Origin of the sequence: Pseudomonas sp. BGI-2 (assembly GCF_004310295.1) — a bacterium.
Taxonomy (GTDB): domain Bacteria; phylum Pseudomonadota; class Gammaproteobacteria; order Pseudomonadales; family Pseudomonadaceae; genus Aquipseudomonas.
In genome coordinates this window covers 205,358-228,827 of record NZ_SISB01000004.1, presented here as the reverse complement: position 1 = coordinate 228,827, position 23,470 = coordinate 205,358, and the positions used below count along the sequence as shown (strand labels likewise).

Annotated in this window: 25 protein-coding genes; 9 read left to right on the top strand and 16 right to left on the bottom strand. The window is 60.2% G+C overall.

Features of this window, described 5'->3' with window-relative positions; genetic code table 11:
• Positions 1 to 207 precede the first annotated feature (207 nt).
• Positions 208 to 1,116 (bottom strand): LysR substrate-binding domain-containing protein, encoded by a 909-nt coding sequence (locus EYC95_RS04770; protein WP_131059338.1) that lies wholly within the window; start codon positions 1,114 to 1,116, stop codon positions 208 to 210.
• A 282-nt stretch (positions 1,117 to 1,398) separates the two neighbouring features.
• Here EYC95_RS04770 and EYC95_RS04765 point away from each other — a divergent pair, with 282 nt between their 5' ends.
• On the top strand, positions 1,399 to 2,565 hold the full coding sequence (locus EYC95_RS04765; protein WP_131059337.1) for a multidrug effflux MFS transporter: 1,167 nt from the start codon (positions 1,399 to 1,401) through the stop codon (positions 2,563 to 2,565).
• On the opposite strand, the gene yiaY is transcribed toward EYC95_RS04765, so the two are convergent.
• Entirely contained in the window at positions 2,562 to 3,710 is a 1,149-nt protein-coding gene (gene yiaY / locus EYC95_RS04760) for an L-threonine dehydrogenase (protein ID WP_131059336.1), read from the bottom strand. The genes EYC95_RS04765 and yiaY overlap by 4 nt on opposite strands.
• 156 nt (positions 3,711 to 3,866) lie before the next feature.
• Here yiaY and EYC95_RS04755 point away from each other — a divergent pair, with 156 nt between their 5' ends.
• A complete protein-coding gene (locus EYC95_RS04755) occupies positions 3,867 to 4,886 on the top strand; it encodes a DUF4917 family protein (protein ID WP_131059335.1) in 1,020 nt (339 codons plus the stop codon).
• 118 nt (positions 4,887 to 5,004) lie between these two features.
• Here the strand turns inward: EYC95_RS04755 and EYC95_RS04745 are convergent, their stop codons facing one another.
• Complete coding sequence (locus EYC95_RS04745) at positions 5,005 to 5,541, bottom strand: helix-turn-helix domain-containing protein (protein WP_131059333.1); 537 nt, start codon at positions 5,539 to 5,541, stop codon at positions 5,005 to 5,007.
• A 109-nt stretch (positions 5,542 to 5,650) separates the two neighbouring features.
• Between EYC95_RS04745 and EYC95_RS04740 the strand changes: the two genes are divergently transcribed.
• Together EYC95_RS04740 and EYC95_RS04735 are read left to right on the top strand one after the other, a co-directional pair.
• Complete coding sequence (locus EYC95_RS04740) at positions 5,651 to 6,433, top strand: aldolase (protein ID WP_131059332.1); 783 nt, start codon at positions 5,651 to 5,653, stop codon at positions 6,431 to 6,433.
• A 29-nt stretch (positions 6,434 to 6,462) separates the two neighbouring features.
• Positions 6,463 to 7,350 carry a dihydrodipicolinate synthase family protein gene (locus EYC95_RS04735; protein ID WP_131059331.1) on the top strand — a complete coding sequence of 296 codons (888 nt, stop codon included), beginning with the start codon at positions 6,463 to 6,465 and terminating at the stop codon, positions 7,348 to 7,350.
• Between the two features lie 142 nt (positions 7,351 to 7,492).
• On the opposite strand, the gene EYC95_RS04730 is transcribed toward EYC95_RS04735, so the two are convergent.
• The 3 genes from EYC95_RS04730 to EYC95_RS04720 all read right to left on the bottom strand — a co-directional run bounded on the left by EYC95_RS04730 (position 7,493) and on the right by EYC95_RS04720 (position 8,916).
• Positions 7,493 to 7,837, bottom strand: a complete 345-nt coding sequence (locus EYC95_RS04730) for a YegP family protein (protein WP_131059330.1) — start codon at positions 7,835 to 7,837, stop codon at positions 7,493 to 7,495.
• A 178-nt stretch (positions 7,838 to 8,015) separates the two neighbouring features.
• Positions 8,016 to 8,321, bottom strand: coding sequence for a ribbon-helix-helix domain-containing protein (locus EYC95_RS04725; RefSeq protein WP_131059329.1), 306 nt, complete (start codon positions 8,319 to 8,321; stop codon positions 8,016 to 8,018).
• Positions 8,322 to 8,334: 13 nt separating this feature from the next.
• Complete coding sequence (locus EYC95_RS04720) at positions 8,335 to 8,916, bottom strand: DJ-1/PfpI family protein (RefSeq protein WP_131059328.1); 582 nt, start codon at positions 8,914 to 8,916, stop codon at positions 8,335 to 8,337.
• Positions 8,917 to 9,198: 282 nt separating this feature from the next.
• Here EYC95_RS04720 and EYC95_RS04715 point away from each other — a divergent pair, with 282 nt between their 5' ends.
• Entirely contained in the window at positions 9,199 to 10,089 is an 891-nt protein-coding gene (locus tag EYC95_RS04715) for a DMT family transporter (RefSeq protein WP_131059327.1), read from the top strand.
• Positions 10,090 to 10,189: 100 nt separating this feature from the next.
• Here EYC95_RS04715 and EYC95_RS04710 read toward each other — a convergent pair whose 3' ends face one another.
• The 4 genes from EYC95_RS04710 to EYC95_RS04695 all read right to left on the bottom strand — a co-directional run bounded on the left by EYC95_RS04710 (position 10,190) and on the right by EYC95_RS04695 (position 13,569).
• Entirely contained in the window at positions 10,190 to 11,413 is a 1,224-nt protein-coding gene (locus tag EYC95_RS04710) for an SAM-dependent methyltransferase (RefSeq protein ID WP_131059326.1), read from the bottom strand.
• Between the two features lie 96 nt (positions 11,414 to 11,509).
• Positions 11,510 to 12,127 (bottom strand): TPM domain-containing protein, encoded by a 618-nt coding sequence (locus EYC95_RS04705; protein WP_131059325.1) that lies wholly within the window; start codon positions 12,125 to 12,127, stop codon positions 11,510 to 11,512.
• 28 nt (positions 12,128 to 12,155) lie between these two features.
• Entirely contained in the window at positions 12,156 to 12,914 is a 759-nt protein-coding gene (locus EYC95_RS04700; RefSeq protein WP_131059324.1) for a YgcG family protein, read from the bottom strand.
• 43 nt (positions 12,915 to 12,957) lie between these two features.
• Positions 12,958 to 13,569, bottom strand: a complete 612-nt coding sequence (locus EYC95_RS04695) for a LemA family protein (protein WP_131059323.1) — start codon at positions 13,567 to 13,569, stop codon at positions 12,958 to 12,960.
• Positions 13,570 to 13,805: 236 nt separating this feature from the next.
• Between EYC95_RS04695 and bglX the strand changes: the two genes are divergently transcribed.
• Entirely contained in the window at positions 13,806 to 16,097 is a 2,292-nt protein-coding gene (gene bglX, locus EYC95_RS04690) for a beta-glucosidase BglX (RefSeq protein WP_131059322.1), read from the top strand.
• A gap of 142 nt (positions 16,098 to 16,239) precedes the next feature.
• Here the strand turns inward: bglX and EYC95_RS04685 are convergent, their stop codons facing one another.
• The 5 genes from EYC95_RS04685 to EYC95_RS04665 form a co-directional block, all read right to left on the bottom strand.
• Positions 16,240 to 17,397 (bottom strand): phosphatidylserine/phosphatidylglycerophosphate/cardiolipin synthase family protein, encoded by a 1,158-nt coding sequence (locus tag EYC95_RS04685; RefSeq protein WP_131059321.1) that lies wholly within the window; start codon positions 17,395 to 17,397, stop codon positions 16,240 to 16,242.
• A 1-nt stretch (position 17,398) separates the two neighbouring features.
• Positions 17,399 to 17,989, bottom strand: a complete 591-nt coding sequence (locus tag EYC95_RS04680; protein WP_131059320.1) for a YceI family protein — start codon at positions 17,987 to 17,989, stop codon at positions 17,399 to 17,401.
• A gap of 104 nt (positions 17,990 to 18,093) precedes the next feature.
• A complete protein-coding gene (locus EYC95_RS04675) occupies positions 18,094 to 18,423 on the bottom strand; it encodes an amidase (RefSeq protein WP_131059319.1) in 330 nt (109 codons plus the stop codon).
• Positions 18,420 to 19,514, bottom strand: a complete 1,095-nt coding sequence (locus tag EYC95_RS04670) for a serine hydrolase (RefSeq protein WP_131059318.1) — start codon at positions 19,512 to 19,514, stop codon at positions 18,420 to 18,422. Before EYC95_RS04670 ends, EYC95_RS04675 begins: the two co-directional genes overlap by 4 nt.
• 177 nt (positions 19,515 to 19,691) lie before the next feature.
• Entirely contained in the window at positions 19,692 to 20,573 is an 882-nt protein-coding gene (locus EYC95_RS04665) for an acyl-CoA dehydrogenase family protein (protein WP_131059317.1), read from the bottom strand.
• Positions 20,574 to 20,727: 154 nt separating this feature from the next.
• Here EYC95_RS04665 and olsB point away from each other — a divergent pair, with 154 nt between their 5' ends.
• Positions 20,728 to 21,483, top strand: a complete 756-nt coding sequence (gene olsB, locus EYC95_RS04660) for an L-ornithine N(alpha)-acyltransferase (protein ID WP_131059316.1) — start codon at positions 20,728 to 20,730, stop codon at positions 21,481 to 21,483.
• Positions 21,483 to 22,274: a lysophospholipid acyltransferase family protein gene (locus EYC95_RS04655; protein WP_131059315.1), complete on the top strand. Its 792-nt coding sequence runs from the start codon at positions 21,483 to 21,485 to the stop codon at positions 22,272 to 22,274. The genes olsB and EYC95_RS04655 overlap by 1 nt, the downstream gene beginning before the upstream one ends.
• Before the next feature lie 126 nt (positions 22,275 to 22,400).
• Here the strand turns inward: EYC95_RS04655 and EYC95_RS04650 are convergent, their stop codons facing one another.
• Positions 22,401 to 22,979 (bottom strand): ACP phosphodiesterase, encoded by a 579-nt coding sequence (locus EYC95_RS04650; protein WP_131059314.1) that lies wholly within the window; start codon positions 22,977 to 22,979, stop codon positions 22,401 to 22,403.
• A 170-nt stretch (positions 22,980 to 23,149) separates the two neighbouring features.
• On the opposite strand from EYC95_RS04650, the gene EYC95_RS04645 reads away from it, so the two are divergent.
• A complete protein-coding gene (locus EYC95_RS04645; RefSeq protein WP_131059313.1) occupies positions 23,150 to 23,470 on the top strand; it encodes a helix-turn-helix transcriptional regulator in 321 nt (106 codons plus the stop codon).

Here is a 23,470-nt window from a genome sequence, read left to right as displayed (position 1 = left end):
GCAGTGATGCGTAAATACCTGACCGGGTTATGGGCATGCATGCGTTCTGGAGAAGAATTTAATACGGCCAAGCTTTTTAGCGAAAAACATCTCGCGAAAGCTTGACCGTGAACAGAGTATCTACAGGTTGTGCGTGATCCCTGTAGGAGCGAGCGGGCGGCGATCCGACTTGCCCGCGAAGAGGCCAGCACATCCCATCGAGATCTTTCAGGCCTGCCCACGCAACTGCTCAAACAACATCCGGCTCACCGGCGACAACGCCGCTTCATCACGCACGACCAGAATGAGCGCCCGATCCGACCAGTCATCCGTCAACGGCACCGCCAGCAAACCCAACGCCCGGCCAAACAGTTCATAGGCCTTTTGCCGCAGGATGCCGATGCCCATGTTGGCCTGAACCATGCAGCACATCGCATCAAAACCCGGCACATGAATCCGCAACCGCAGCACCTTGCCCGCCTTGCGCGCAGCCGCGTGGGTGCGCATGTTGATCGAACTGGCGGAATGCAAACCCACGTAATCGCTGTCCAGCGTATCGGCGAAGGCCAGGCTGGAACGACTCGCCAACGGATGATCGGGCAGCATCAACACCACCAGTTTGTCCTGTCGATAAAACACGCTGTGCAGTCCTTTGACGTCACTGTCACTGGAACAGATCCCAAGGTCCGCCACACCGTCCAGCACGCCCTGAATCACCCCACTGCTGGGACGTTCTTCAAGGTCGGTCTTGACCTGGGGATGACGCTCGGAAAAGTCGCGCAGGTCTTCGGGCAAAAACTGAATGATCGCCGACAAGTTCGCGAGCATCCTCACATAGCCACGTATCCCGTGGCTGTGCTCGCCCAGTTCCAGCCCCATTTTCTCGACGTTGAACAACATCTGCCGGGCATGGTGCAGCAGGGTTTCGCCAGCCGGCGTCAGGGTCATGCCTTTGGCCTGGCGCACGAACAGGCTGATGCCCAGCGCCTCCTCCAACTCCATCAGCCGCTTGCTGGCCGCCGACACCGCAATCGCTTCGCGGGTTGCGGCACGGGTCAGGGTGCCTTCTTCGTGGACGGCGACAAACAGCTGGAGGGTGATCAGGTCGAGGCGGCGGATCAGGCTTTTTTGCAGCATGGAGGGCTCGATGACTTCAGTTCGGCTGAGTCGGCAGAATAGCCCGGTTTTGGCCCACAGCATCACACGCCATCGCCCTACGCATAAATCTCTTGTGCCACTCAACCGTAACGGAAACCGCCGATTTAATGCCCGCGCCGCACGCAGTAAAGTCAGCTGCTATCGAAAAATCATCTCGCTGACCGATCACGACTGACAGACCGCTGAAAAAGTCGCGTGACTTGATGTAGCTTTACGCACCCACGCCAGGGACGTCGGTTTCTGAAACTTAAGGAAGACTCAATGAAGAGCAGCACCACCCTCCTCGTTACTTGCAGCACGGTGTTTCTTGCCCAACTGGGCATGAGCATTTATCTGCCGGCGCTTCCGGACATTGCCCGGGATCTGTCTGCCGATGCCTCGCAGGTGTCCTGGGGGTTGGCGGTGTACCTGATCGGCATGGCGCTGCCGATGTTGTTCTGGGGCAGCCTGGGTCAGCGCATTGGCCGCAAGCCTGTGTTGCTCGCCGCTCTCGGGATCTACGGGTTGGGTAACCTGGCCCTGCCCTTGGGCCAGACGCTTGAATCGTTCCTGTTGTGGCGGCTGATTCAGGGGATTGGCGCCAGCGGAATTTCGGTGATGGCGCGGGTACTTATCCGCGACAGCTTCCGTGGTGACCTGCTGGCCAAGGCGCTGTCCTGGCTATCGATTTCCTTTGTGGTGGCGCTGGGCATCGGCCAGTACCTGGGGTCGATCATTCAGGTGGCGCTGGGCTGGCCGGCGATTTTCTATCTGTTGGGTGGCGTGAGCCTGCTGATGGCGATGATCGTGGCGCGCGTCAGGTTTCCGGTGCTGGCTGAGGACAATGTTCTGTCGTCCGCCTGGCCCAGTTACTGGCGCATTCTGCGTGATCGGGCCTTCCTGCTACCCGCCCTCGCCGGCGGCCTCGGTTATGGAGTGATCATCGCGTTCAACACCGCAGCGCCGCTGATTCTGCAAGGCCCCTTCAACTGGTCGGCCGTGGAATACGGCCTGTTGGGCTGGCCGATCAGCGCGGCCTATTTTCTGGGCGCATTGGGGGTCAATGCCTTCGTGCTGCGCACCGGTCAACGCCGGCTGATGACGGCGGGCGTGGGGCTGGTGCTGGCCGGCAGCGCGGTGATGTTGCTGGGCAGTCTCGCGGGAACATCCATTGCGCTGCTGTTCTGGTTGCCGTACTGCTTTGCGGTGTTCGGGCAGTCTTTGAACTACCCGATCAGCCTGTCCCTGGCCAATGACGGCTCACCGGTCGGCGGGGCTTACGCGATGGCGCTGAGTGGTTTCATTCACCAACTGATGGCCGCCATCATCGGCGCGATTGCCAGCCTGATCGCAAGCCAGCAGGCGTGGCCACTGTCCCTGTTTTGCACCTTGCTGGCCTTGGGCGCGATGCTCTGCGTGATGCTCGCGCGTGGTCGTCAAACCGATTAGAACGCGTTGCGGAAAATCTCCTCGATCTGGCGTTGATCCGCCACCCGCGGATTGGTCAGGCCGCAGGCGTCTTTCAGCGCATTGATGGCCAACGTCGGGATGTCGTTGAGCTTGGCGCCGAGCTCACGCAACCCGGCAGGAATCTCCACGTCTCTGGACAAGCTGCGGATCGCGACGATGGCTGCCTGAGCCCCCTCTTCCGGGCTGACACCACGGGTATCGGCGCCCATCGCGTGGGCCACATCCGTCAGGCGCGAGGCGCAAACCAGCGCATTGAAACTTTGTACGTGGGGCAGCAACACCGCGTTGCACACACCATGAGGGAGGTCGTAGAACCCGCCCAACTGGTGAGCCATGGCGTGGACATAACCCAGGGATGCGTTGTTGAACGCCATGCCGGCGAGGAACTGCGCGTAGGCCATGTTTTCCCGTGCAGCGATATCGCTGCCGTCACGCACGGTCAGGCGCAGGTTGTTGCTGATCAGCGTGATCGCCTTCAGTGCGCAGGCATCGGTGATCGGGTTGGCTGCGGTGGACACGTAGGCTTCGATGGCGTGGGTCAGTGCGTCCATGCCAGTAGCGGCGGTCAGGCCCTTGGGCATGGCGACCATCAGCGCCGGGTCGTTGACCGACAGCAGCGGCGTGACGTTGCGGTCGACAATGGCCATTTTTACGTGGCGCGATTCGTCGGTGATGATGCAAAAACGGGTCATCTCGCTGGCCGTGCCGGCGGTGGTGTTGATCGCGATCAGCGGTAGCTGCGGCTGGGTGGACTGATCGACGCCTTCGTAGTCGCGGATCTGCCCGCCGTTGGTCGCACACAACGCGATGCCCTTGGCGCAGTCATGGGGCGAGCCGCCACCGAGCGACACCACGAAGTCGCAGAGACTTTCCTTGAGCAGGCCCAGGCCGCGCTCGACGTTGGCAATGCTCGGGTTCGGTTTGGCGCCGTCGAAGATTACCGAGTCGATGTCCCGCATCGCCAGTTTCTCGGCAATCATCTTCGCCACGCCGGCCTTGGCCAGCCCGGCGTCAGTGACGATCAGTGCCTTGCGAAAGCCGTACTTGCCAATGGCGTCCATGGCTTCGTCCAGGCAATCGTTGCCCATGATGTTCACGGCGGGAATGAAAAACGTGCTGCTCATGAGTGATTCTCCTGACTGGGCCGAATCGGCAGCGCCGATCCAGCGGGTACCCACAGGATCGACCTATCGGTTACGCAGTAACTTGATCTGGCTCAAGTCCCGGTCGTGATAAAGTCGCCGCCCATCAGACCCTTTGCTTTGAGACTTTGAACCGCAATGACCGATTTCCAGGATGTTGATGCCCAACTTGAAGACTGGAACGCCTTGCGCGCCACCGCCTCGTTCAGTGGCTTGCTGGTAGGCAACGGTGCGAGCCGCGCGGTGTGGGACGACTTCGGTTACGACTCGCTGTTCGAAAACGCCCGCACCGTTGAAGAAAAGCCCCTGAGCCAGTCCGAACTGAGCGTGTTCGACGCCATGCAAACCCGCAGTTTCGAACAGGTGCTGAGCGCGCTGAAAACCACCAGCCGAGTCAACAAGGCCCTCGCCGTCAGCTCCGCCGCGCCGCGCAATCGTTACTACGCGATCAAGGAAGCGCTGATCAACACGGTTCACGCGGTCCACATTCCGTGGCGACTGGTGGTGCCTGCGACCCTGGCGACCATCAGTCAGGAACTGGGCAGTTATCGGACGGTGTTCACCACCAATTACGACTTGCTGAATTATTGGGCGATTCAGCATCAGCCGGATGCGATCACCGACTTGTTCCAGGGTGCAGAACCGGGTTTTGATTTGAGCGCCACGGCGACTGATAAAACCCGATTGTTGTATCTGCACGGTGGCTTGCACCTGGTGCGCAATCAGGACGGCACAGCACGCAAACTGATGTCGACCGAGGGCACGTTGCTGGGCAGTTTTGCGATCAACAATACGATCAAGACGCTGGATGACGTGCCGCTGTTTGTGAATGAAGGGCCGAGCGCGGACAAGCTCAAGACCATTCGCAGCTCGGACTATTTATCGTTTTGCTACGACCAGTTATTGAGCCATGGTGATGGGTTGTGCCTGTTTGGTCATGCCCTGGGCGAGCAGGACAGCCACATCATCCATGCGTTGCGCCAGGCGAAACCCAAGGTGGTGGCGATCTCGATTTACCCGCGCAGCAAGGCGTTTATCCAGCATCAGAAGCGGCATTACGCGAAGGTGTTTGAGGGGACGGGGTCGGAGTTGCGGTTTTTTGATTCCAAGACGCATGCGCTGGGTAGTCCGAAGCTCACGGTGCCGGTCGAGGTTTAACTGCGACTGGGCTTGCCCCTTCGCGAGCAAGCCCGCTCCCACATTTGATTTGTGCACACCGCAGATTCAATGTGGGAGCGGGCTTGCTCGCGAAGGGGCCAGTCCAGTCAACCTATTCTTAGGCGCTATGCACCACCACCAGCAACTGCGCCTGAACCTCCCCCACTGAGCGAATCCGGTGCGGCTTCTGCGCATTGAAGTGCAGCGCGTCCCCGCGATTGAGCAGCACGCGCTCGTTCATGAAGTCCACTTCCACCTGCCCTTCGTGCACGAACAGAAACTCTTCCCCCAGATGTTCCTTAAAGGTTTTGTCGGCGAATTCGTTCGGCGGATAAATCATGAACGGCAGCAGACTGCGCTCGCTGACCTGATGAGCCAGCACCGCGTAGCCGGGGCTTTCATCGTTGGCCGCCAGGGACTGGCGTTCGTCGCTGCGCACAAGGCTGTAGCTGTCGAGGCTGATGTTGTCTTCGGAGAACAACTCCTCGACCTTCACGTTAAGCGCCTTGGCCAGTTTCAGGGCAGCCGCGATCGACGGGGTATTCAGCCCACGCTCGACTTTTGACAGGTAGCTCTTGGTCATGCCGGATTTTTCAGCCAAGGCTTCAAGGGTCACGCCAAGTTTTTTTCTCAATAATTTCAAACGGATAGACATGAAGAACGATTAATCCATCAAGGAGGCGACGATTTGTCCTTGCCAATGACACAAAGTGTCATATAGCCTCTTTAGTGTCATTTGCATGAAACCACCCAAGGACACCGATATGGCCAAGACCTTAGCACTACCCAAAGAGCAACTGGTCAAGCACGCGTTGACCCAGATGCAAAACACCCTGGCGGATAATACGTGGACCGACCGGCAAAAGCTGGCCCTGACCTGCCGGATTCTGTTCGAGAATGGTCACGACTCCGGCCTGGCCGGGCAAATCACCGCCCGTGGCCCTCAGCCTGGCACCTATTACACTCAACAATTGGGCCTGGGTTTCGACGAGATCACCGCGAGCAATCTGTTGCTGGTCAACGAAGACCTGGAAGTGCTCGAAGGCCACGGCATGCCCAACCCGGCCAACCGTTTTCACAGCTGGGTATACCGCGCCCGGCCTGACGTGAACTGCATCATTCACACCCACCCGACCCACGTCGCGGCGCTGTCGATGCTCGAAGTGCCGCTGCAGATTTCCCACATGGACCTCTGCCCGCTCTACGACGATTGCGCGTTTCTCGAAGGCTGGCCGGGTGTGCCGGTGGGTAACGAAGAAGGCGAACTGATCGCCGGCGCACTGGGCGACAAACGCGCGATTCTGCTTTCGCACCACGGCCAGTTGTCCACCGGCACGACCATCGAAGAGGCCTGTGTCATCGCTCAATTGATCGAGCGCGCCGCGAAGCTGCAACTGCTGGCGATGAGTGTCGGGACCATCAAACCAATCCTGCCGGAGCTGGGGCGCGAAGCTCATGACTGGATTTCGAAACCCAAGCGCCACGGCGCTGCGTTCAACTACTACGCTCGGCAGAACCTGCGTCAACACGCCGATAGCCTGAACTGAACCCACTCATTTTCTAAAGGAGAGACAGCATGTCGACCCCAACCATTCACGGCATCATCGGCTACACCATCACCCCGTTCACCGCCAATGGCGAAAGCGTTGATCTCGACGCGCTCGGGCGTTCCATCGACCGTTTGATCGACGGCGGCGTCCACGCCATCGCGCCGCTGGGCAGCACCGGCGAAGGCGCTTACTTGAGCGACGCGGAGTGGGATCAGGTCAGCGAATTCAGCATCAAGCATGTGGCCAAACGTGTGCCGACCATCGTCAGCGTGTCCGACCTGACCACCGCCAAAGCCGTGCGCCGCGCACGTTTCGCCGAAGCCCACGGGGCTGATGTGGTGATGGTGCTGCCGACGTCCTACTGGAAACTCAGCGAAGCGGAAATCCTCGCCCACTACAGTGCCATCGGCGACAGCATCGGCGTGCCGATCATGCTCTACAACAACCCGGCCACCAGCGGCACCGACATGTCGGTGGACCTGATCCTGCGGATCGTCAATGCCGTGGACAACGTGACCATGGTCAAGGAGAGCACGGGTGACATCCAGCGCATGCACACACTGCAACTGCTGGGCGAAGGTCAGGTGCCGTTCTACAACGGTTGCAATCCGTTGGCGCTGGAAGCCTTTGCCGCCGGTGCGAAAGGCTGGTGCACGGCGGCGCCGAACCTGATCCCGCAGCTCAATCTCGATTTGTATGAAGCGGTATTGGCCAACGACCTGGGCAAGGCGCGTGAACTGTTCTATCGCCAGTTGCCGCTGCTGGACTTCATCCTCAAGGGCGGCTTGCCGTCGACGATCAAGGCGGGCTTGCGTGCGACCGGGCTGGAGGTTGGTGATCCGCGGTTGCCGGTGTCTCCACTCGGTGAGGCTGGAGTTGATCAGCTACAAACCTTGTTGAAAGCATTGCGCTGATCTCGAAGTTCACAAAAAACCAATGTGGGAGCTAGCCTGCTAGCGATAGCGGCCTGACGTTCAACATCTTCGTCGAATGTTAAGCAGCCATCGCTAGCAGGCTAGCTCCCACAATGGATTTGTATTGGGTTTAAAGGTGTGCTCAGAGCACCGGCAAAGTCTTGTCCTTGATCACGGTAGTCGGCCCATTGACCTTGACGCTGGCGATGCCTTTATCCATCGCGCCAGCGGACGCGTAAGCCTCGCTGCTGCCAATGATCTCGTGGTTGCCGGCCTTGAGGTTGAAGTAAGGATGGCCATCCTTGGTGGTTTTCTTTTCGTAGCGTTCATCCAGCGGGCTGTTGGTCTGAACCGACGCGATGCCTTTGTCGGCAGCGCCGCGAGTGGTGTACAGCTCGCTGGTCAGAATGGTTTCGGCGTTCGCGGCCTTCAGTACAAACTTGAACTGACCATTGCTGCTTTTGCTGACTTCGTACCATCCGGACATGCTCTTTCTCCTTGGCAATTGAGAGGTTTGCGCTTCAGAGTAAAGACCAGCCTGTGATATCTGTCGCCTGTCAGGGCCCCATCGCGGGCAAGTCGAATCGTCGCACCGCCGCTCCCACAGGTTCAGCGTGATCCCTGTGGGAGCGGGCTTGCCCGCGAAGGAGTCGACACGGTCGACGCTATTTCACCACCGCGCGCACCACCGACAACTCCGGCGCCTGCCCCCGCCGCTGACTCAAATACCGCGTACAACTGACCCGCAAAAACGAGGCGAAATTCACCACCTCGCCGCGGTAGTCCATCACCTCTTCATACAACTTGGCGATCAACTGGTTGGTGGTCATGCCGTCGACCTCGGCGATTTCGCTGAGAATGTCCCAGAACTGATTTTCCAGCCGCAGGGTGGTGACCACCCCGCAGATGCGTAGCGAGCGGGAGCGCGATTCGTAGAGAATCGGATCGGCTTTGACGTAGAGCTCGCACATCAAAAGTCCCTCGTTACAGTGTGATTTTGGTGCCCAGCAACCCGAGGAATCCGGCGAGCCAGCTCGGGTGCGCCGGCCAGGCGGGCGCAGTGGCCAGATTGCCTTGTACGTGGCCTTCCGTCACCGGGATATCGATGAACGTACCGCCCGCCAGGCGCACTTCCGGAGCACACGCAGGGTAAGCGCTGCACTCGCGACCTTCGAGAACCCCCGCTGCCGCCAGCAATTGCGCACCGTGACACACGGCGGCGATCGGCTTGCCGGCCTTGTCGAATGCGCGCACCAGTTCCAGGACTTTTTCGTTCAGGCGCAGGTATTCCGGCGCACGACCGCCCGGGATCAGCAGCGCGGCGTAGTCGGCTTCGGCGACTTTGGCGAAATCGAAGTTCAGGGCGAACAGGTGGCCGGGTTTTTCACTGTAGGTCTGGTCGCCTTCGAAGTCGTGGATCGCCGTGCGCACGGTCTGGCCGGCGGATTTGTCCGGGCAAACGGCATGCACCGTGTGGCCGACCATCAGCAGCGCCTGGAAAGGCACCATCACTTCGTAGTCTTCGACGTAATCGCCGACCAGCATCAGAATTTTCTTGGCAGCCATGGGGAGGACTCCTCTGGGAAATACGTAGGAGTATTCAAGGTAGTCCTTATCCAGCGGGTCGGGTAATAACCAGCTATTACCGAGTTATCGTTCATCGTCGGATCGCCGCCCGGAGCCGGCTCACTCCCACAGGGAAACGCATTTCAATGTAGGAGCGAGCCTGCTCGCGATGGCGTCCGCAAACTGTACGCATAACTCTGCGCCTAGCTGTAACAGCAGCAGACCCCGAGTTTATGGCTAGATGAGGACTCTTACCGCCATCTTCGACTCTGGTCCCCCATCATGTCCTCGCGCGAAAACACCGGCATGGCCCTCGGCCTGCTGGGCGTTGTGATCTTCAGCCTCACCCTGCCCTTCACACGGATCGTCGTGCAGGAACTCCATCCGCTGCTCAACGGCCTGGGTCGGGCGTTGTTCGCGGCGGTTCCGGCGGCGATGCTGTTGCTGTGGCGCCGGGAAAAATGGCCGACCTGGAAACAGGTCAAAGGCCTGACGCTGGTGATCGCGGGCGTGATCCTTGGTTTCCCGGTGTTGTCGGCCTGGGCGATGCAAACCTTGCCGGCCTCCCACGGGGCGCTGGTCAACGGTTTGCAGCCGCTGTGCGTCGCGCTGTACGCCGCGTGGCTTTCCCATGAGCGACCGTCAAAAGCCTTCTGGGCCTGCGCCGCGTTGGGCAGTGCGCTGGTGCTGGGTTATGCGCTGATCAGCGGGGCCGGCAGCATTCAGGCCGGTGATTGGCTGATGCTCGGGGCGATTGCCGTGGGCGGTCTGGGTTATGCCGAGGGCGGCCGATTGGCCAAGGAGATGGGCGGTTGGCAGGTGATCTGCTGGGCGCTGGTGTTGTCGACGCCACTGCTGATCGGGCCGGTGGTGTACTTGGCGTTGCAACATCAGGGCGAGATTTCGGCCAAGACCTGGTGGGCGTTTGGTTACGTTTCGCTGTTTTCGCAGTTCATCGGGTTCTTTGCCTGGTACGCCGGGTTGGCGATGGGCGGCATTGCCAGGGTCAGTCAGATCCAGCTGTTGCAGATTTTCTTCACCATCGCCTTCTCGGCGTTGTTCTTTGGTGAACACATCGAACCGATCACCTGGCTGTTTGCTGCCGGGGTGATTGTGACCGTGATGCTCGGACGCAAGACCGCCATCAAACCCGCACGCATTGCCACCGCATAACCTGTAGGAGCCAGGCTTACCGGCGAAGGCGTCAGCACTATCGCCTTCGCCGGCAAGCCTGGCTCCTACAGGTTAGCGGCGGCCATCAGGTTCCCTCGGATTAGAGGTAGCCGTCAGAGCGCAGCAAGGTTTCGAGGCAATGCTCGGTGATCTGGTAGAAATCCTTCAGCTCCTGAATCTTCACCAACAGCTGGGCCGGGTCCACCGGCTCGGCGCGTTTGACCGCCAGGATCATCTTGTTCTTGTTGGTGTGGTCCAGTGAGATGAACTCGAAGACCTTGGTCTCGTAACCGCAAGCCTCAAGGAACAACGCACGCAAACTGTCGGTGACCATTTCCGCTTGCTGGCCCAGATGCAGACCGTATTGCAGCATCGGCTTGAGCAGCGCCGGGCTCTGGATCTGCAGGCGGATCTGCTTGTGGCAGCACGGCGAGCACATGATGATCGAGGCGCCGGAGCGAATGCCGGTGTGAATCGCATAGTCGGTGGCGATGTCGCAGGCGTGCAGCGCGATCATCACGTCCAGCTCGCTCGGCGCTACGCTGCGTACATCACCGCACTTGAACACCAGCCCCGGATGTTCAAGCTTGGCGGCGGCGGCATTGCACAGGTTGACCATTTCTTCGCGCAACTCGACGCCGGTCACTACGCCTTCGGCCTTCAAGGTGTTGCGCAGGTAGTCGTGGATCGCGAAGGTCAGGTAACCCTTGCCCGACCCGAAATCCGCCACCTGCACCGGCTTGTCCAACGCCAGGGGCGAGGTGGTCAGCGCATGGCTGAAGACTTCGATGAACTTGTTGATCTGCTTCCACTTGCGCGACATCGCCGGGATCAGCTCGTGCTTGCTGTTCGTCACACCCAGGTCGGCGAGAAACGGCCGGCTCAAGTCAAGAAAACGGTTTTTCTCGCGGTTGTGCTCGGCGGACGGCACTTCACGCAATTGCTGAGGTTTGCTCTTGAACAGCGAAGACTTGCCCTTTTTGCTGTATTCGAGCTGGGCTTCATCCGTCAGCGACAATAAATGCGCATTTTTGAATGATGCCGGCAACAGCGCGGCGATGGTCGCCACGCCCTCGGCCAGCGGCAGGTTCTTGGTGATATCGCGGGTCTTGTAGCGGTAGACGAAGGACAGGCAGGGCTGATCCTTGACCGTCAGCTGCTTGATGATCAGCCGCTGCAAATCCGCTTCGGTGCCGACGTACTTGGCCAGCACCAGTTTGATGAAGGCGCTGTCGTCGAGGCTGGATTGCAGCAGGTCGATGAACTGGGCGTGATGATCCGGCGCGAGGCTGGCGGGAGTGGCGGGAGTGGCGGTGACAGACATGGGAATAACGGCCTCGGGCGGGGAATGGCGGGTATTTTAGGGGGGATGGGGGTTTGGGACACGCGGTTATTTACCGAACGGTTTGAAAACCATCCCTCACCCCAACACCACCAACCGATTCGGCAACTCATTCCTCACATGCGTCACCGGCACATGCACCTTGAGCAACTCGCCGCACGCCTCAACACACGTCACAAACCCCTGCAACGTCTGCCCTTGCTTCACCTGTTGAGTGAACGCCGCAACAATCGCGTCCCAGTTTTTGTTGTCCAGGCGCTTCGAAATCCCTTCATCGACCAAAATCTCCACATACCGCTCAGCTTCGCAGACAAATATCAGCATGCCGGTGCTGCCCACGGTGTGGTGCAGGTTTTGCTCCAGGAACTGCCGACGCGCCAGGTTCGAGGCGCGCCAATGACGCACCGAGCGCGGGATCAGGCGTGTGGTGATTTTCGGAATCCGGAACACCAGGCACAACACGATGAAACTGATCCATTGCACCAGCAGCAGGCTGTGCATGGTCAACCAGCCTGTCAGGTAATGCACGACCCCCGGCACCACCAGCGCCAGCAGGCTGGCCCACAGCAGCGGGATGTACGCATAGTCATCGGCGCGGGCCGCGAGCACGGTCACCAGTTCGGCGTCGGTGTCGCGCTCGACCCGGGCAATCGCCTCGGCGACTTTGCGTTGTTCGTGTTCAGTCAGTAATGCCATGTTTAACAGTGCTCGCTCATTATTGTTATCACCAGCCGCCCGACGAACCGCCGCCCCCGAAACTGCCGCCACCACCGCTGAAGCCCCCGCCTCCACCGCCGCCGCCAAAACCTCCACCGCCGAAACCGCCACCTGAACTGCCTCGGCCACCGCCACCACCGCTGGGCAGAATCCCGAGCATCTGGCAGACGAAAATCGTCAGGATGAACAGCACCACCAGAAACACGAACACGCCCGGATAGCGGGACAGGAAATCGTCACCCTCATCACCGCGCGGCTCATAGACCGTCGACGGCTCATCCAGCGGACTGCCGCCCAACACCACCAGCATCGCGGCAACCCCGTCGCTGATGCCTTTGCTGAAATTGCCGGTCTTGAACGCCGGCGTGATCACCTGATTGATGATCACCGAACTCTGCGCATCGGTCAGGCGATCTTCCAGGCCATAACCGACTTCGATGCGCAATTTACGATCATCGCGCGCGACGATCAGCAACGCGCCAGTGTTTTTGTCCTTCTGGCCGATGCCCCAGTAGCGTCCCAGTTGATTACCGAAGTCTGCAATGTCGGTGCCCTGCAGGTCCGGCACCGTCACCACGACCAATTGCTCTCCGGTGGCTTTTTCATGGGCCTGGAGTTGTTGCGTCAGCTGCTCGCGCACCGACGGCTCGATCATCTGGGCGTTATCGACCACCCGCCCGGTCAGTTGCGGAAACTTCAACTCGGCCTGGGCCGCCAGGGTAAACACCCACAGCAACAGCACCAGGCCCACTTTCAACACGCGCATTGGCAACCTCATCCGTGGTGATGCTTCGAACCCGTCCCGGTGCTTACTGGAACTTTACTTCAGGCGCTTTTTCGGCGCTGGGGCTGGTGGCCTCGAAGGTTTCGCGGATCGGCAGATCGCTGTACATCACGGTGTGCCACAGGCGACCCGGGAAGGTGCGGATTTCGGTGTTGTACTTCTGCACCGCGAGGATAAAGTCGCGACGCGCCACGGCGATGCGGTTCTCGGTGCCTTCGAGTTGCGATTGCAACGCGAGGAAATTCTGGTTGGCCTTGAGGTCCGGGTAACGCTCGGACACCACCATCAAACGGCTCAAGGCACCGGTCAGCTGATCCTGCGCCTGCTGGAACTGCTTGAGCTTTTCTGGATTGTCGAGCGTGCTGGCGTCCACCTGAATCGAAGTGGCCTTGGCCCGGGCTTCGATCACCGCGGTCAGGGTTTCTTCTTCATGTTTGGCGTAGCCCTTGACGGTTTCCACCAGGTTGGGGATCAGGTCGGCGCGGCGCTGGTACTGGTTCTGCACCTGACCCCAGGCGGCCTTGGCCTGTTCGTCGAGGGCCGGAATGTTGTTGATGCCGCAGCCGGCCAGCAGCGTGGTGAGCAACATCAAGGCTGCAACCTGCAGGCTCGACCGATAGTGGTGTCGTACATTCATCTGGTTGACGCTCCCTTGCACATTCCGTTGAAAAACAACCAGCGACCTTCTGACCGGTCTCTTGGGGCATAATCTGCCGCCGCCACTGGATTGCATCGAGCCAATGGGCTAAAAGATGCCCCAGCGCTAAAAACACTGCAGAAGTGTGCTGCATTTACCTGAACAACAATAGTCGCTCCCTAAATTTTGGCTGACCGGCGTATTCACTGCCGTTTAGGCTTTAGAGAAAACCATTCATGAAGAAGCTGTGTTTGCTGGGCCTGCTCGTCAGCCTGGCCAGTCATACCGTATTGGCCGCCACGACGCCCGCACCTCTGGAGAACAAGGACGCTTTCATCACTGACCTGATGAAGCAGATGACCCTCGATGAAAAGATCGGCCAGTTGCGCCTGATCAGCATCGGTCCGGAAATGCCTCGGGAGATGATCCGCAAGGAAATCGCCGCCGGCAACATCGGCGGCACGTTCAACTCGATCACGCGCCCGGAAAACCGTCCGATGCAGGACGCGGCCATGCGCAGCCGGTTGAAGATCCCGATGTTCTTCGCCTATGACGTGATCCACGGTCACCGCACGATTTTCCCGATCCCGATTGCCCTGGCCTCGAGCTGGGACATGGACGCCATCGGCCTGTCCGGGCGCATCGCCGCCAAGGAAGCCGCGTCGGACGGCCTCGACATCACCTTCGCGCCGATGGTCGACATCTCCCGCGACCCGCGTTGGGGCCGGACTTCCGAAGGCTTCGGCGAAGACACCTATCTCGTGTCGCGTATCGCCGGCGTGATGGTCAAGGCGTTCCAGGGCACCGGCGCAAACGCCGCCGACAGCATCATGGCCAGCGTCAAGCACTTTGCCCTGTACGGCGCGGTCGAGGGCGGTCGCGACTACAACGTCGTAGACATGAGCCCGGTCAAGATGTTCCAGGACTACCTGCCACCGTACCGTGCGGCTATCGACGCCGGTGCTGGCGGGGTAATGGTCGCGCTGAACTCGATCAACGGCGTGCCGGCCACCGCCGACACCTGGCTGATGAACGACCTGCTGCGCAAGCAATGGGGCTTCAAAGGTCTGGCCGTCAGCGACCACGGGGCGATTTTCGAGCTGATCAAGCACGGTGTTGCTCGCGATGGCCGCGAAGCCGCGAAGCTGGCGATCAAGGCCGGCATCCACATGAGCATGAACGACACGCTCTACGGCAAAGAACTGCCAGGGCTGCTGAAGGCCGGTGAGATCCAGCAGAGCGACATCGACAACGCCGTGCGTGCGGTGCTCGACGCCAAGTACGACATGGGCCTGTTCAAGGACCCGTACCTGCGCATCGGCAAGGCTGAAGATGATCCGGTCGACACTAACGCCGACAGCCGCCTGCACCGTGTCGAGGCTCGTGACGTTGCGCGCCGCAGCATGGTGTTGCTGAAGAATCAGGGCGAAACCTTGCCGCTGAAGAAAACTGCGAGAATCGTCTTGGTCGGTCCATTGGCCAAGGCACCGATCGACATGATGGGCAGTTGGGCCGCCAACGGTCGCCCTGCGCAATCGGTGACGCTGTTCGACGGCATGACCAACGCACTGGGCGCGCAATCGACGCTGATCTACGCCCGTGGCGCCAACATCACCAGTGACAAGAAAGCCCTCGATTACCTGAACTTCCTCAACTTCGATGCGCCGGAAGTGGTGGACGATCCGCGTTCGGCCCAAGTGCTGATCGACGAAGCGGTGAAAGCCGCCAAGGACGCTGATGTCGTCGTCGCAGCGGTCGGCGAGTCCCGTGGCATGTCCCATGAATCCTCGAGCCGTACCGACCTGAACATCCCGGCCAACCAGCGCGACTTGATCAAGGCGCTGAAAGCCACCGGCAAACCGCTGGTGCTGGTGTTGATGAACGGCCGGCCGCTGTCGATTCTCGAAGAGAAGGAACAGGCTGACGCGATTCTGGAAACCTGGTTCAGCGGCACCGAAGGCGGCAACGCTATCGCCGACGTGCTGTTCGGCGACTACAACCCGTCGGGCAAACTGCCGATCACCTTCCCGCGTTCGGTGGGGCAGATTCCGACCTATTACAACCACCTGAGCATTGGCCGGCCGTTCACGCCGGGCAAACCGGGCAACTACACCTCGCAGTATTTCGATGACACCACAGGTCCCCTGTTCCCGTTTGGTTTCGGCCTGAGCTACACCGATTTCAGCCTGAGCGACATGGCGTTGTCGTCGACCACGCTGAACAAGACCGGCAAGCTCGACGCCAGCGTGATGGTGAAGAACACCGGCAAGCGTGACGGCGAAACCGTGGTGCAGTTGTACATTCAGGACGTGACCGGCTCGATGATCCGTCCGGTCAAGGAACTGAAGAACTTCCAGAAAATCATGCTCAAGGCCGGTCAACAGAAAGTTGTGCGCTTCACCATCACCGAGGACGACCTGAAGTTCTTCAACGCCCAGCTCAAGTACGCTGCAGAACCGGGCAAGTTCAATGTAGAGATCGGCCTGGATTCCCAGGACGTGACGCAGCAGAGCTTTGAGTTGCTGTAACCCCTGACACACCGCAAAACAAATGTGGGAGCGGGCTTGCTCGCGAAGACGGCTTAACATTCAACAAAGATGCTGAATGTCAGATCGCTTTCGCGAGCAAGCCCGCTCCCACAGTGGTTTTAGGCTGTTGCGAAGATTGGGTTCAACCCCGTCGATCCAGCAGGTTCACCACCAACCGATCCACCCACCCCCAAATCCTTTGCTTGACCCGCCGCCACAACGGCCGGCGTTGCCATGCCTCCAGGCTGACCTCCAGGCTCTGCGCAAAGTCCTTCTCGAAACTCGCCACCACTGCCCCCGTCAGCCCCGGGTCCAGCGCTTCAAGATTGGCTTCCAGATTGAAACGCAGGTTCCAGTGATCGAAATTGCACGAGCCGATGCTCACCCAGTCATCGATCAGCACCATTTTCAGGTGCAGGAAGCACGGCTGGTATTCGAAGATCTGCACCCCGGCCTTGAGCAATCGCGGGTAGTAGCGATGCCCGGCGTAGCGCACAGACGGGTGATCGGTGCGCGGCCCGGTCAGCAGCAGGCGCACGTCGACGCCTCGGCTGGCGGCCCTGCGCAACGAGCGGCGGACTTTCCAGGTCGGCAGAAAATACGGCGTGGCCAGCCAGATCCGCCGCTGACCGCTGTTCAGCGCACGAATTAGCGATTGCAGGATGTCGCGGTGCTGGCGGGCGTCGGCATAAGCCACCCGGCCCATGCCCTCGCCCGTGGACGGCACACGTGGCAGACGCGGCAGGCCGAAGTGCGACGCGGGTTTCCAGGCGCGGCGATGGCGGTTGGCGATCCATTGACGGTCGAACAGCAGCTGCCAGTCGACGACCAAGGGGCCGGTGATTTCCACCATCACCTCGTGCCATTCGCTGGTGTCTTCGCCCGGTGTCCAGAACTCATCCGTGACGCCCGTGCCGCCGACCACGGCCAGGGTCTGATCCACCAGCAACAGCTTGCGGTGATCGCGGTAAAAGTTACCCACCCAGCGCCGCCAGCTCAGGCGATTATAGAAACGCAGCTCCACACCCGCGGCCATCAGACGCTGACGCAAGGTCAGGGTGAACGCGAGGCTGCCGTAATCATCGAACAGGCAGCGCACGCGCACGCCGCGTTCGGCTGCTTGCACCAGCGCTTGCACCATGGCCTCGGCGCAGGCCCCCGCTTCCACCAGGTACAGCTCCAGCTCGACCTGTTCTTCGGCCCGGGCAATCGCGACCAACATGCGGGGGAAGAACTGCGGACCGTCGATCAGCAGTTCGAAGTGGTTGCCTGCACGCCAGGGGAAGATTGCACCGGCCATGTCAGCGCGCCGTGAAAATCAGTACCGCACTCACCGGCACCGACAGACTGATGGCCGACAAACCGGCGACCTTGCGCAAACTTTCCAGCCCCGGTGCCAGATCGAAGTCTACAGCATTGATGATAAGTGGCTCGAGGGTCACCACTTGGAAGCGTCGGTCATCGAGACGGGTCGCCAGCAGCTCGGCATTGTATTCGTGGGTTTTTCCGTGAAGGTTGACGGTCAGCGGCAAGCGCAACTCCAGTTGAGCCCCGGGCGCAAGGTCGTTGATCGGGCGCAGATCGATCTGCGCGGTGATCCGTGCTTCGGGAAAGGTCTGGATCTCGAACAGCTCCTTGCGCATGCGTTCGTCACGCAACGGGATACCGCTGTTAACCGAGTCCATCTCGACTTCCACCTCGGCCAGGCCTTTGGGACTGACCTTGCCGTGCAACACCAGGAAACGCTGCACTTCGGAGATGTTGGCGTTCTTGGTGCTGATGAACGACAGCCGCGAGGACTCGCCGTCTAGGTACCAATTGGCCTGGGCCGATAACGAAGCACCGGCCAGCAGCAGGAAGGCGAGGGTTTTGGAGAGGGACCGCTTGAGCATAAAGACTCGTGCTGAAAATAAACGTGCATGAACCTTACCCGCCCGTGAGCCAATTGCATACTTGTAGCAGCTGGCGAAGCCTGCTGCTACAAGGAAAGTGGTGTTCAGGGAGTCAGGCGGCAGCCTTGGCGTTCGCCGATCCATTGGGCGCTGTTGCTGCGGCCCATGCCGCTGACGGTCACGCGCTTGCTGGCGGGGTCATCGGTAAAGCCGCTGGTGGGCAACCACTGTTTCACATAGCTGTGGCAGAACTCGGCCTGGTTGTTCATCACGTACCGGCACGAGCAATACTCCTTGGCGGTGTAGGCGCTGATGATGTCCGGGAACGCCCACAGCGCCACCCGCTCCTGCCAGATCCAGCCGAGCAAGGCGACCAGCAAAACCAGCAACAGCGTGCTGAAGGGTCGGAGACGCACAAAATGGCGGCGGTTCATGGCTGCACCTTCCCGGCAAAGGCCTTGAGCGCGAGCTTGAGCAATTCGTTGTGCTGGTAGCGCTCGTCGCGATCATCGCCGTAGCGCACGATCACCAGGTTTTCGCTGGGAATCACGTACATCGCCTGGCCCCAATGGCCCAGTGCGGCAAAGGTATCGGCGGGCGCATCGGGCCAGGGTCGGGTGGAGTCGTCCACCGCGCGGTTGAGCCACCAATGACCGCCGGGAACCGCATCGTCCTGATTGGCTTGATAGTGAGTGAAGGGTTCGCGGTTGAAGGCGACCCAGTCTTTGGGCAGCAGTTGTCGATCACCCCAGCGACCGTCACGCGCCATCAGCAGACCGACTCGCGCCAAGTCCCGGGCGGTGAGGTAGGCATAAGAGGAAGCGACGAAGGTGCCGGTGGCATCGGTTTCCCAGACGGCGTGGCGAATCCCTAACGGCTCGAACAGCGCCGTCCATGGATAGTCCGGATAACGTGCCGGGCCGACGATGTTTTTCAGCGCCGCAGACAGCAGGTTGCTGTCACCGCTGGAATAGCGAAAGGCCAGACCGGGCCTGGCGTATTCGTCGTGGTCGGCGGTGAACGCCGCCATGTCGTGATGACCTCGGGTGTAGAGCATGGCCACCACCGAGGACTTCAACGGGGCGTATTCGTAGTCTTCCTGCCAGTCCAGGCCTGAAGCCCAGTGCAACAGGTCGGCCAGGGTGATCGCCGGGTGTTTTTTCAGCGGCGGATAAAACTTCAGCGCCGGGTCCTGGAGCTTGAACAGGCCTTCGCCGTAGGCGACACCGAGGACCGTGGCCATCAGGCTTTTGCTGATGGACCAGGTCAGGTGCGGTGTGTCGACCGTGGTCGGGCCGGCGTAGCGTTCGTAGATTAACTGACCGTCACGGATCACCAGCAAGGCATCGGTGCGGATGCCTTGTCGGGTAGCGTCGTCGCGGGGTGGGAAGGTGTAAGTCTCCAGGGCCTGAAGTGCTGGGCCGGTGAATTTCGGCCCCGTCGACCATTGCTCGGCGGGCCAGTTTTCGGCGTGGGCCGGAAGGCTGAGCAGCAGCATCAAAATCAGGGACAAGCCTTTGAACATGGCGGGGGCTCGGAGGGATGAACCTGCAGAGCCTAGTCGAGGTTGATGACAGTTTTGGAATTTGTGTTGCCTGTCAGGCCGCCTTCGCGGGCAAGCCTCGCTCCTACAGATTTTGCGCTGAACCTGTAGGAGCGAGCGGGCGGCGATCCGACTTGCCCGCGAAGAGGCCCTTCAGCCTTACGACAATCCCGCCAATGCCTTGGCCAATCGCTTACCTCTGGCCCCCGCCGCCAAATCCATCACCGCCTGATCCCGCTGCCACATCGCCGCCCAGTGTGGCGGGCCATCGGCCAGTGCCTGATTGATCTCCGCCTTGAGCCCGTCGAACTGCGCAAACAATCCCCCCAACACGACATGCCCGGCCAGATTATTCGGCGCTTGCCGGCTGACTTCCGCGCACCCGGCCAGCAGCGCCAGCAAACGCAATTGCAAATTCTGCGGCCAGTCACTGTCCTGACCCACTCCGTACAGCCACGCCGTCATCGCGCTCAATACATAAATGTCTTCCAGCGTGCGGAACGGTTTGACGTAGGCATCCCAGCCATCCCCCGCCAGTAATTCGCACTGGGCGTTGTCCAGAAACAACCGACCGTGACTGATGTCCGGCATCAGCGGGATCGCCGGGAGTTTTTCCAGGCGCACGCCCGGTTCATCGGGATAGACCACTGCCAGACTCAGGCGCGGACTTTCGCCGGGCGCCTCACTGCGAGCGGCGATCAGCAGCCAGTCGGCCGCATCGCCAGCGGTGACGAAATCCTTGCGCCCGCTCACGCGTAAATCGCTCAGGCGAGTCTGCATGTCCGCCACCCGCAGGCTGCGCTGTTCGGTGGCACACAACGCACCGAGGCTCAGCGGCGCGCTCGGCCAGAGCATGCGCAACGCCGCCTGATACCCCACCAGAAACGCCAGTCCCGGCGTCGCCATCAGCCGCCCGCCGACCACCGCCAATTCGAATGGCGTGACCGTGCCCAACGTGTGCAACAAGGTCGCGAAACCCTCCGCCAGGTCTGGGTTGGCGGGCAGGCGATCGCGGCGATTCAACAGATTTTGCCAGGGCATAAGAGGCTCCTTGAGGGCTGTCATATAAGCATCACCAAAGCTTCATGGCGATGACACCGGGGCTACATAGCCTGACTTTGCACAACACGGCTGCATAAAGAAAGTCGATCGGCTGCAACCCAAGACGGGTGAACAGCCCGCACGGAGATTCCCAATGACTCAGATCGCCCGCATCAGCGACACCGGCAATGAACGCCGCCTGCAAGCCGAACGCCTGGTGGGCGCCGAGGCATTGCAGGAAGCCCAGGCCTTGCGCTTCAACGTCTTCAGTGGCGAATTCAACGCCAAGCTCAAAGGCGCGGAACTGGGTCTGGACATGGACGACTATGATGTTCACTGCGCCCACATCGGCGTGCGTGATTTGAACACCGGGCGGCTGGTGGCGACCACTCGCTTGCTCGACCACACGGCCGCCAGCAGCCTGGGCAAGTTCTACAGTGAAGAAGAATTCAGCCTGCATGGCCTAGTGCAGCTGAAGGGCCCGATCCTGGAAATCGGTCGCACCTGCGTCGACCCGGCTTATCGCAACGGTGGCACCATCGCGGTGCTCTGGGGTGAACTGGCCGAAGTGTTGAATCAGGGCGGTTACAGCTATTTGATGGGGTGCGCGAGCATTCCGATGCAGGACGGCGGGATTCAGGCCCACGCAATCATGCAGCGCCTGCGTGAACGCTACCTGTGCACCGAACACCTGCGGGCCGAGCCGAAGAAACCGCTGCCGGTTTTGGACATCCCGTCCAACGTGATCGCCGAAATGCCGCCGCTGCTCAAGGCCTATATGCGTCTTGGCGCGAAGATCTGCGGCGAGCCGTGCTGGGACGAAGACTTCCAGGTCGCCGACGTGTTTATCCTGCTCAAGCGCGACGAGCTCTGCCCGCGTTATGCCAAGCACTTCAAGGCGGCGGTCTGATGAGCCGGTTGCGGGTGTACGCGCGGATTGCGCGAGTGCTGGTGGTGGTCGCACTGGGCTTGAGCATGGCCAGTGTGTTCGGGCTGTTCGAGCGCTTGGGGATTGCTCATTCGATGGTCCGCCGCCAGCGCTGGTCGCGATTTTTCATGGCGCGGTTGAGCAACGCCCTGCCCTTTCGCGTGACGGTTCACGGTGAACTGCCGAAAGAGCCGATGCTGTGGGTCAGCAATCATGTGTCATGGACTGACATTCCGATGCTGGGCATGCTCACGCCGATGTCGTTCCTGTCCAAGGCCGAAGTGCGCACCTGGCCGGTGGCCGGCTGGTTGGCGGCCAAGGCCGGTAGCCTGTTTATCCGTCGCGGCTCGGGTGACAGCCAGTTGATTCGCAAACAGATGACGCGCCACCTGGCACAGGAACATCCGCTGCTGATGTTCCCGGAAGGCACCACCACCAATGGACGTTCGTTGCGTACGTTTCATGGCCGCTTGTTGTCGGCGGCGATTGACTCTGAGGTAAAGCTGCAGCCGGTGGCGATTCGGTATCTGCGTGACGGCGAACTCGATTCCCTGGCGCCGTTCATTGGCGATGATGATTTGCTGTCGCACTTGATGCGTTTGTTTGCCAATGATCGCGGGGAAGTGGAAATCAAAGTGCTCAAGCCGATTGCTTGCGAAGGCCGTGAGCGTGCGGCGCTGGCGTTCGAGGCGCAGCAGGCGGTGCAGAAGGCGTTGTTTGGGGCGATTCCGCAGGCGCAACCGGAACCGCTGCGGCCCGCGATCGCGGCCTGATATAAATCCCCTGAAGAAACACAAATCCCTGTGGGAGCGGGCTTGCTCGCGAATGCGGTGTATCAGCTGGCATCAATGCTGAATGACACACCGCATTCGCGAGCAAGCCCGCTCCCACAAGGGTATTTAGGGTGTTGGATAGTTCTGCGCAAAGTCCTGAAGCTGCGGATAGAACAACCGAAAATCATCGCTCAACGGCTCATACAACACCCGCAATTCCTGCATCGCCCCCGCCAGTTCCTCAGGCCGGGTCAACCGCCGGGAAATCCCCCGCAATACCTGCTCCAGCACTTCAAACTCCTGATAAGAACCCAACCAGTCATTCGCCACCATGTGCGGTGCGATCCTCGCCAACCGTTCCGGCAGTTGCGGCTCGGCCGACAGCACCCGGTACACATCCGAAGTGAACAGCTCCAGTGGCTGATTCGAATAAAGCGTCCAGTCCCGCGCCAGGCAGTGGTCGAAAAACACGTCGAGCACAATCCCCGCGTAACGCCTGCGCGTGATGGAAAACCGCGACAACGAGGTATCCACCAACGGATGGCGGTCGGTAAAGACGTCGATGCTGCGATGCAGCTGAATGGCCGCTTCGATCTCCGGGTCGAACTGCCCTTGCAGCCGTCCCTTGACGAAATCGCCATACAGACTGCCGAGCAATTGACCGGGGCGCTGGCCACCGAGGTGAAGATGTGCGAGATAATTCATGGGCGCAGCTTAGCACTGCGCCTTTATATCTTTACACTCAGCGTATCGTTATAACCCGATATACCGATTTGCACGGTCGTCAGACCAAAATCATATTTGTATATCGCGAAGTACCGATTTAAAGTTCGCCTCATCGCGATATAACGTTTTACTCATCACGAGCCCAAACCATGACCATCGACCTCGACGAAATAATAAAAGCCCTGGCACACCCAGTACGCCGAGACATCCTCACCTGGCTGAAAGATCCCAAATCCCAGTTCCCGGAACAGATCCACAACCACGAGTACGGCATTTGCGCCGGACAGATCGATCAACGCTGCGGCCTGTCGCAGTCGACCGTGTCCGCCCATTTGGCGACCTTGCAACGTGCGGGACTGATCAGCAGCCAGAAAGCCGGTCAATGGCACTTCTTCAAACGCAACGAGGACGTGATTCAGGCGTTCCTCGACGCCATCGTCAAAGAGCTCAGCGCTCCGACAAGGAATTAA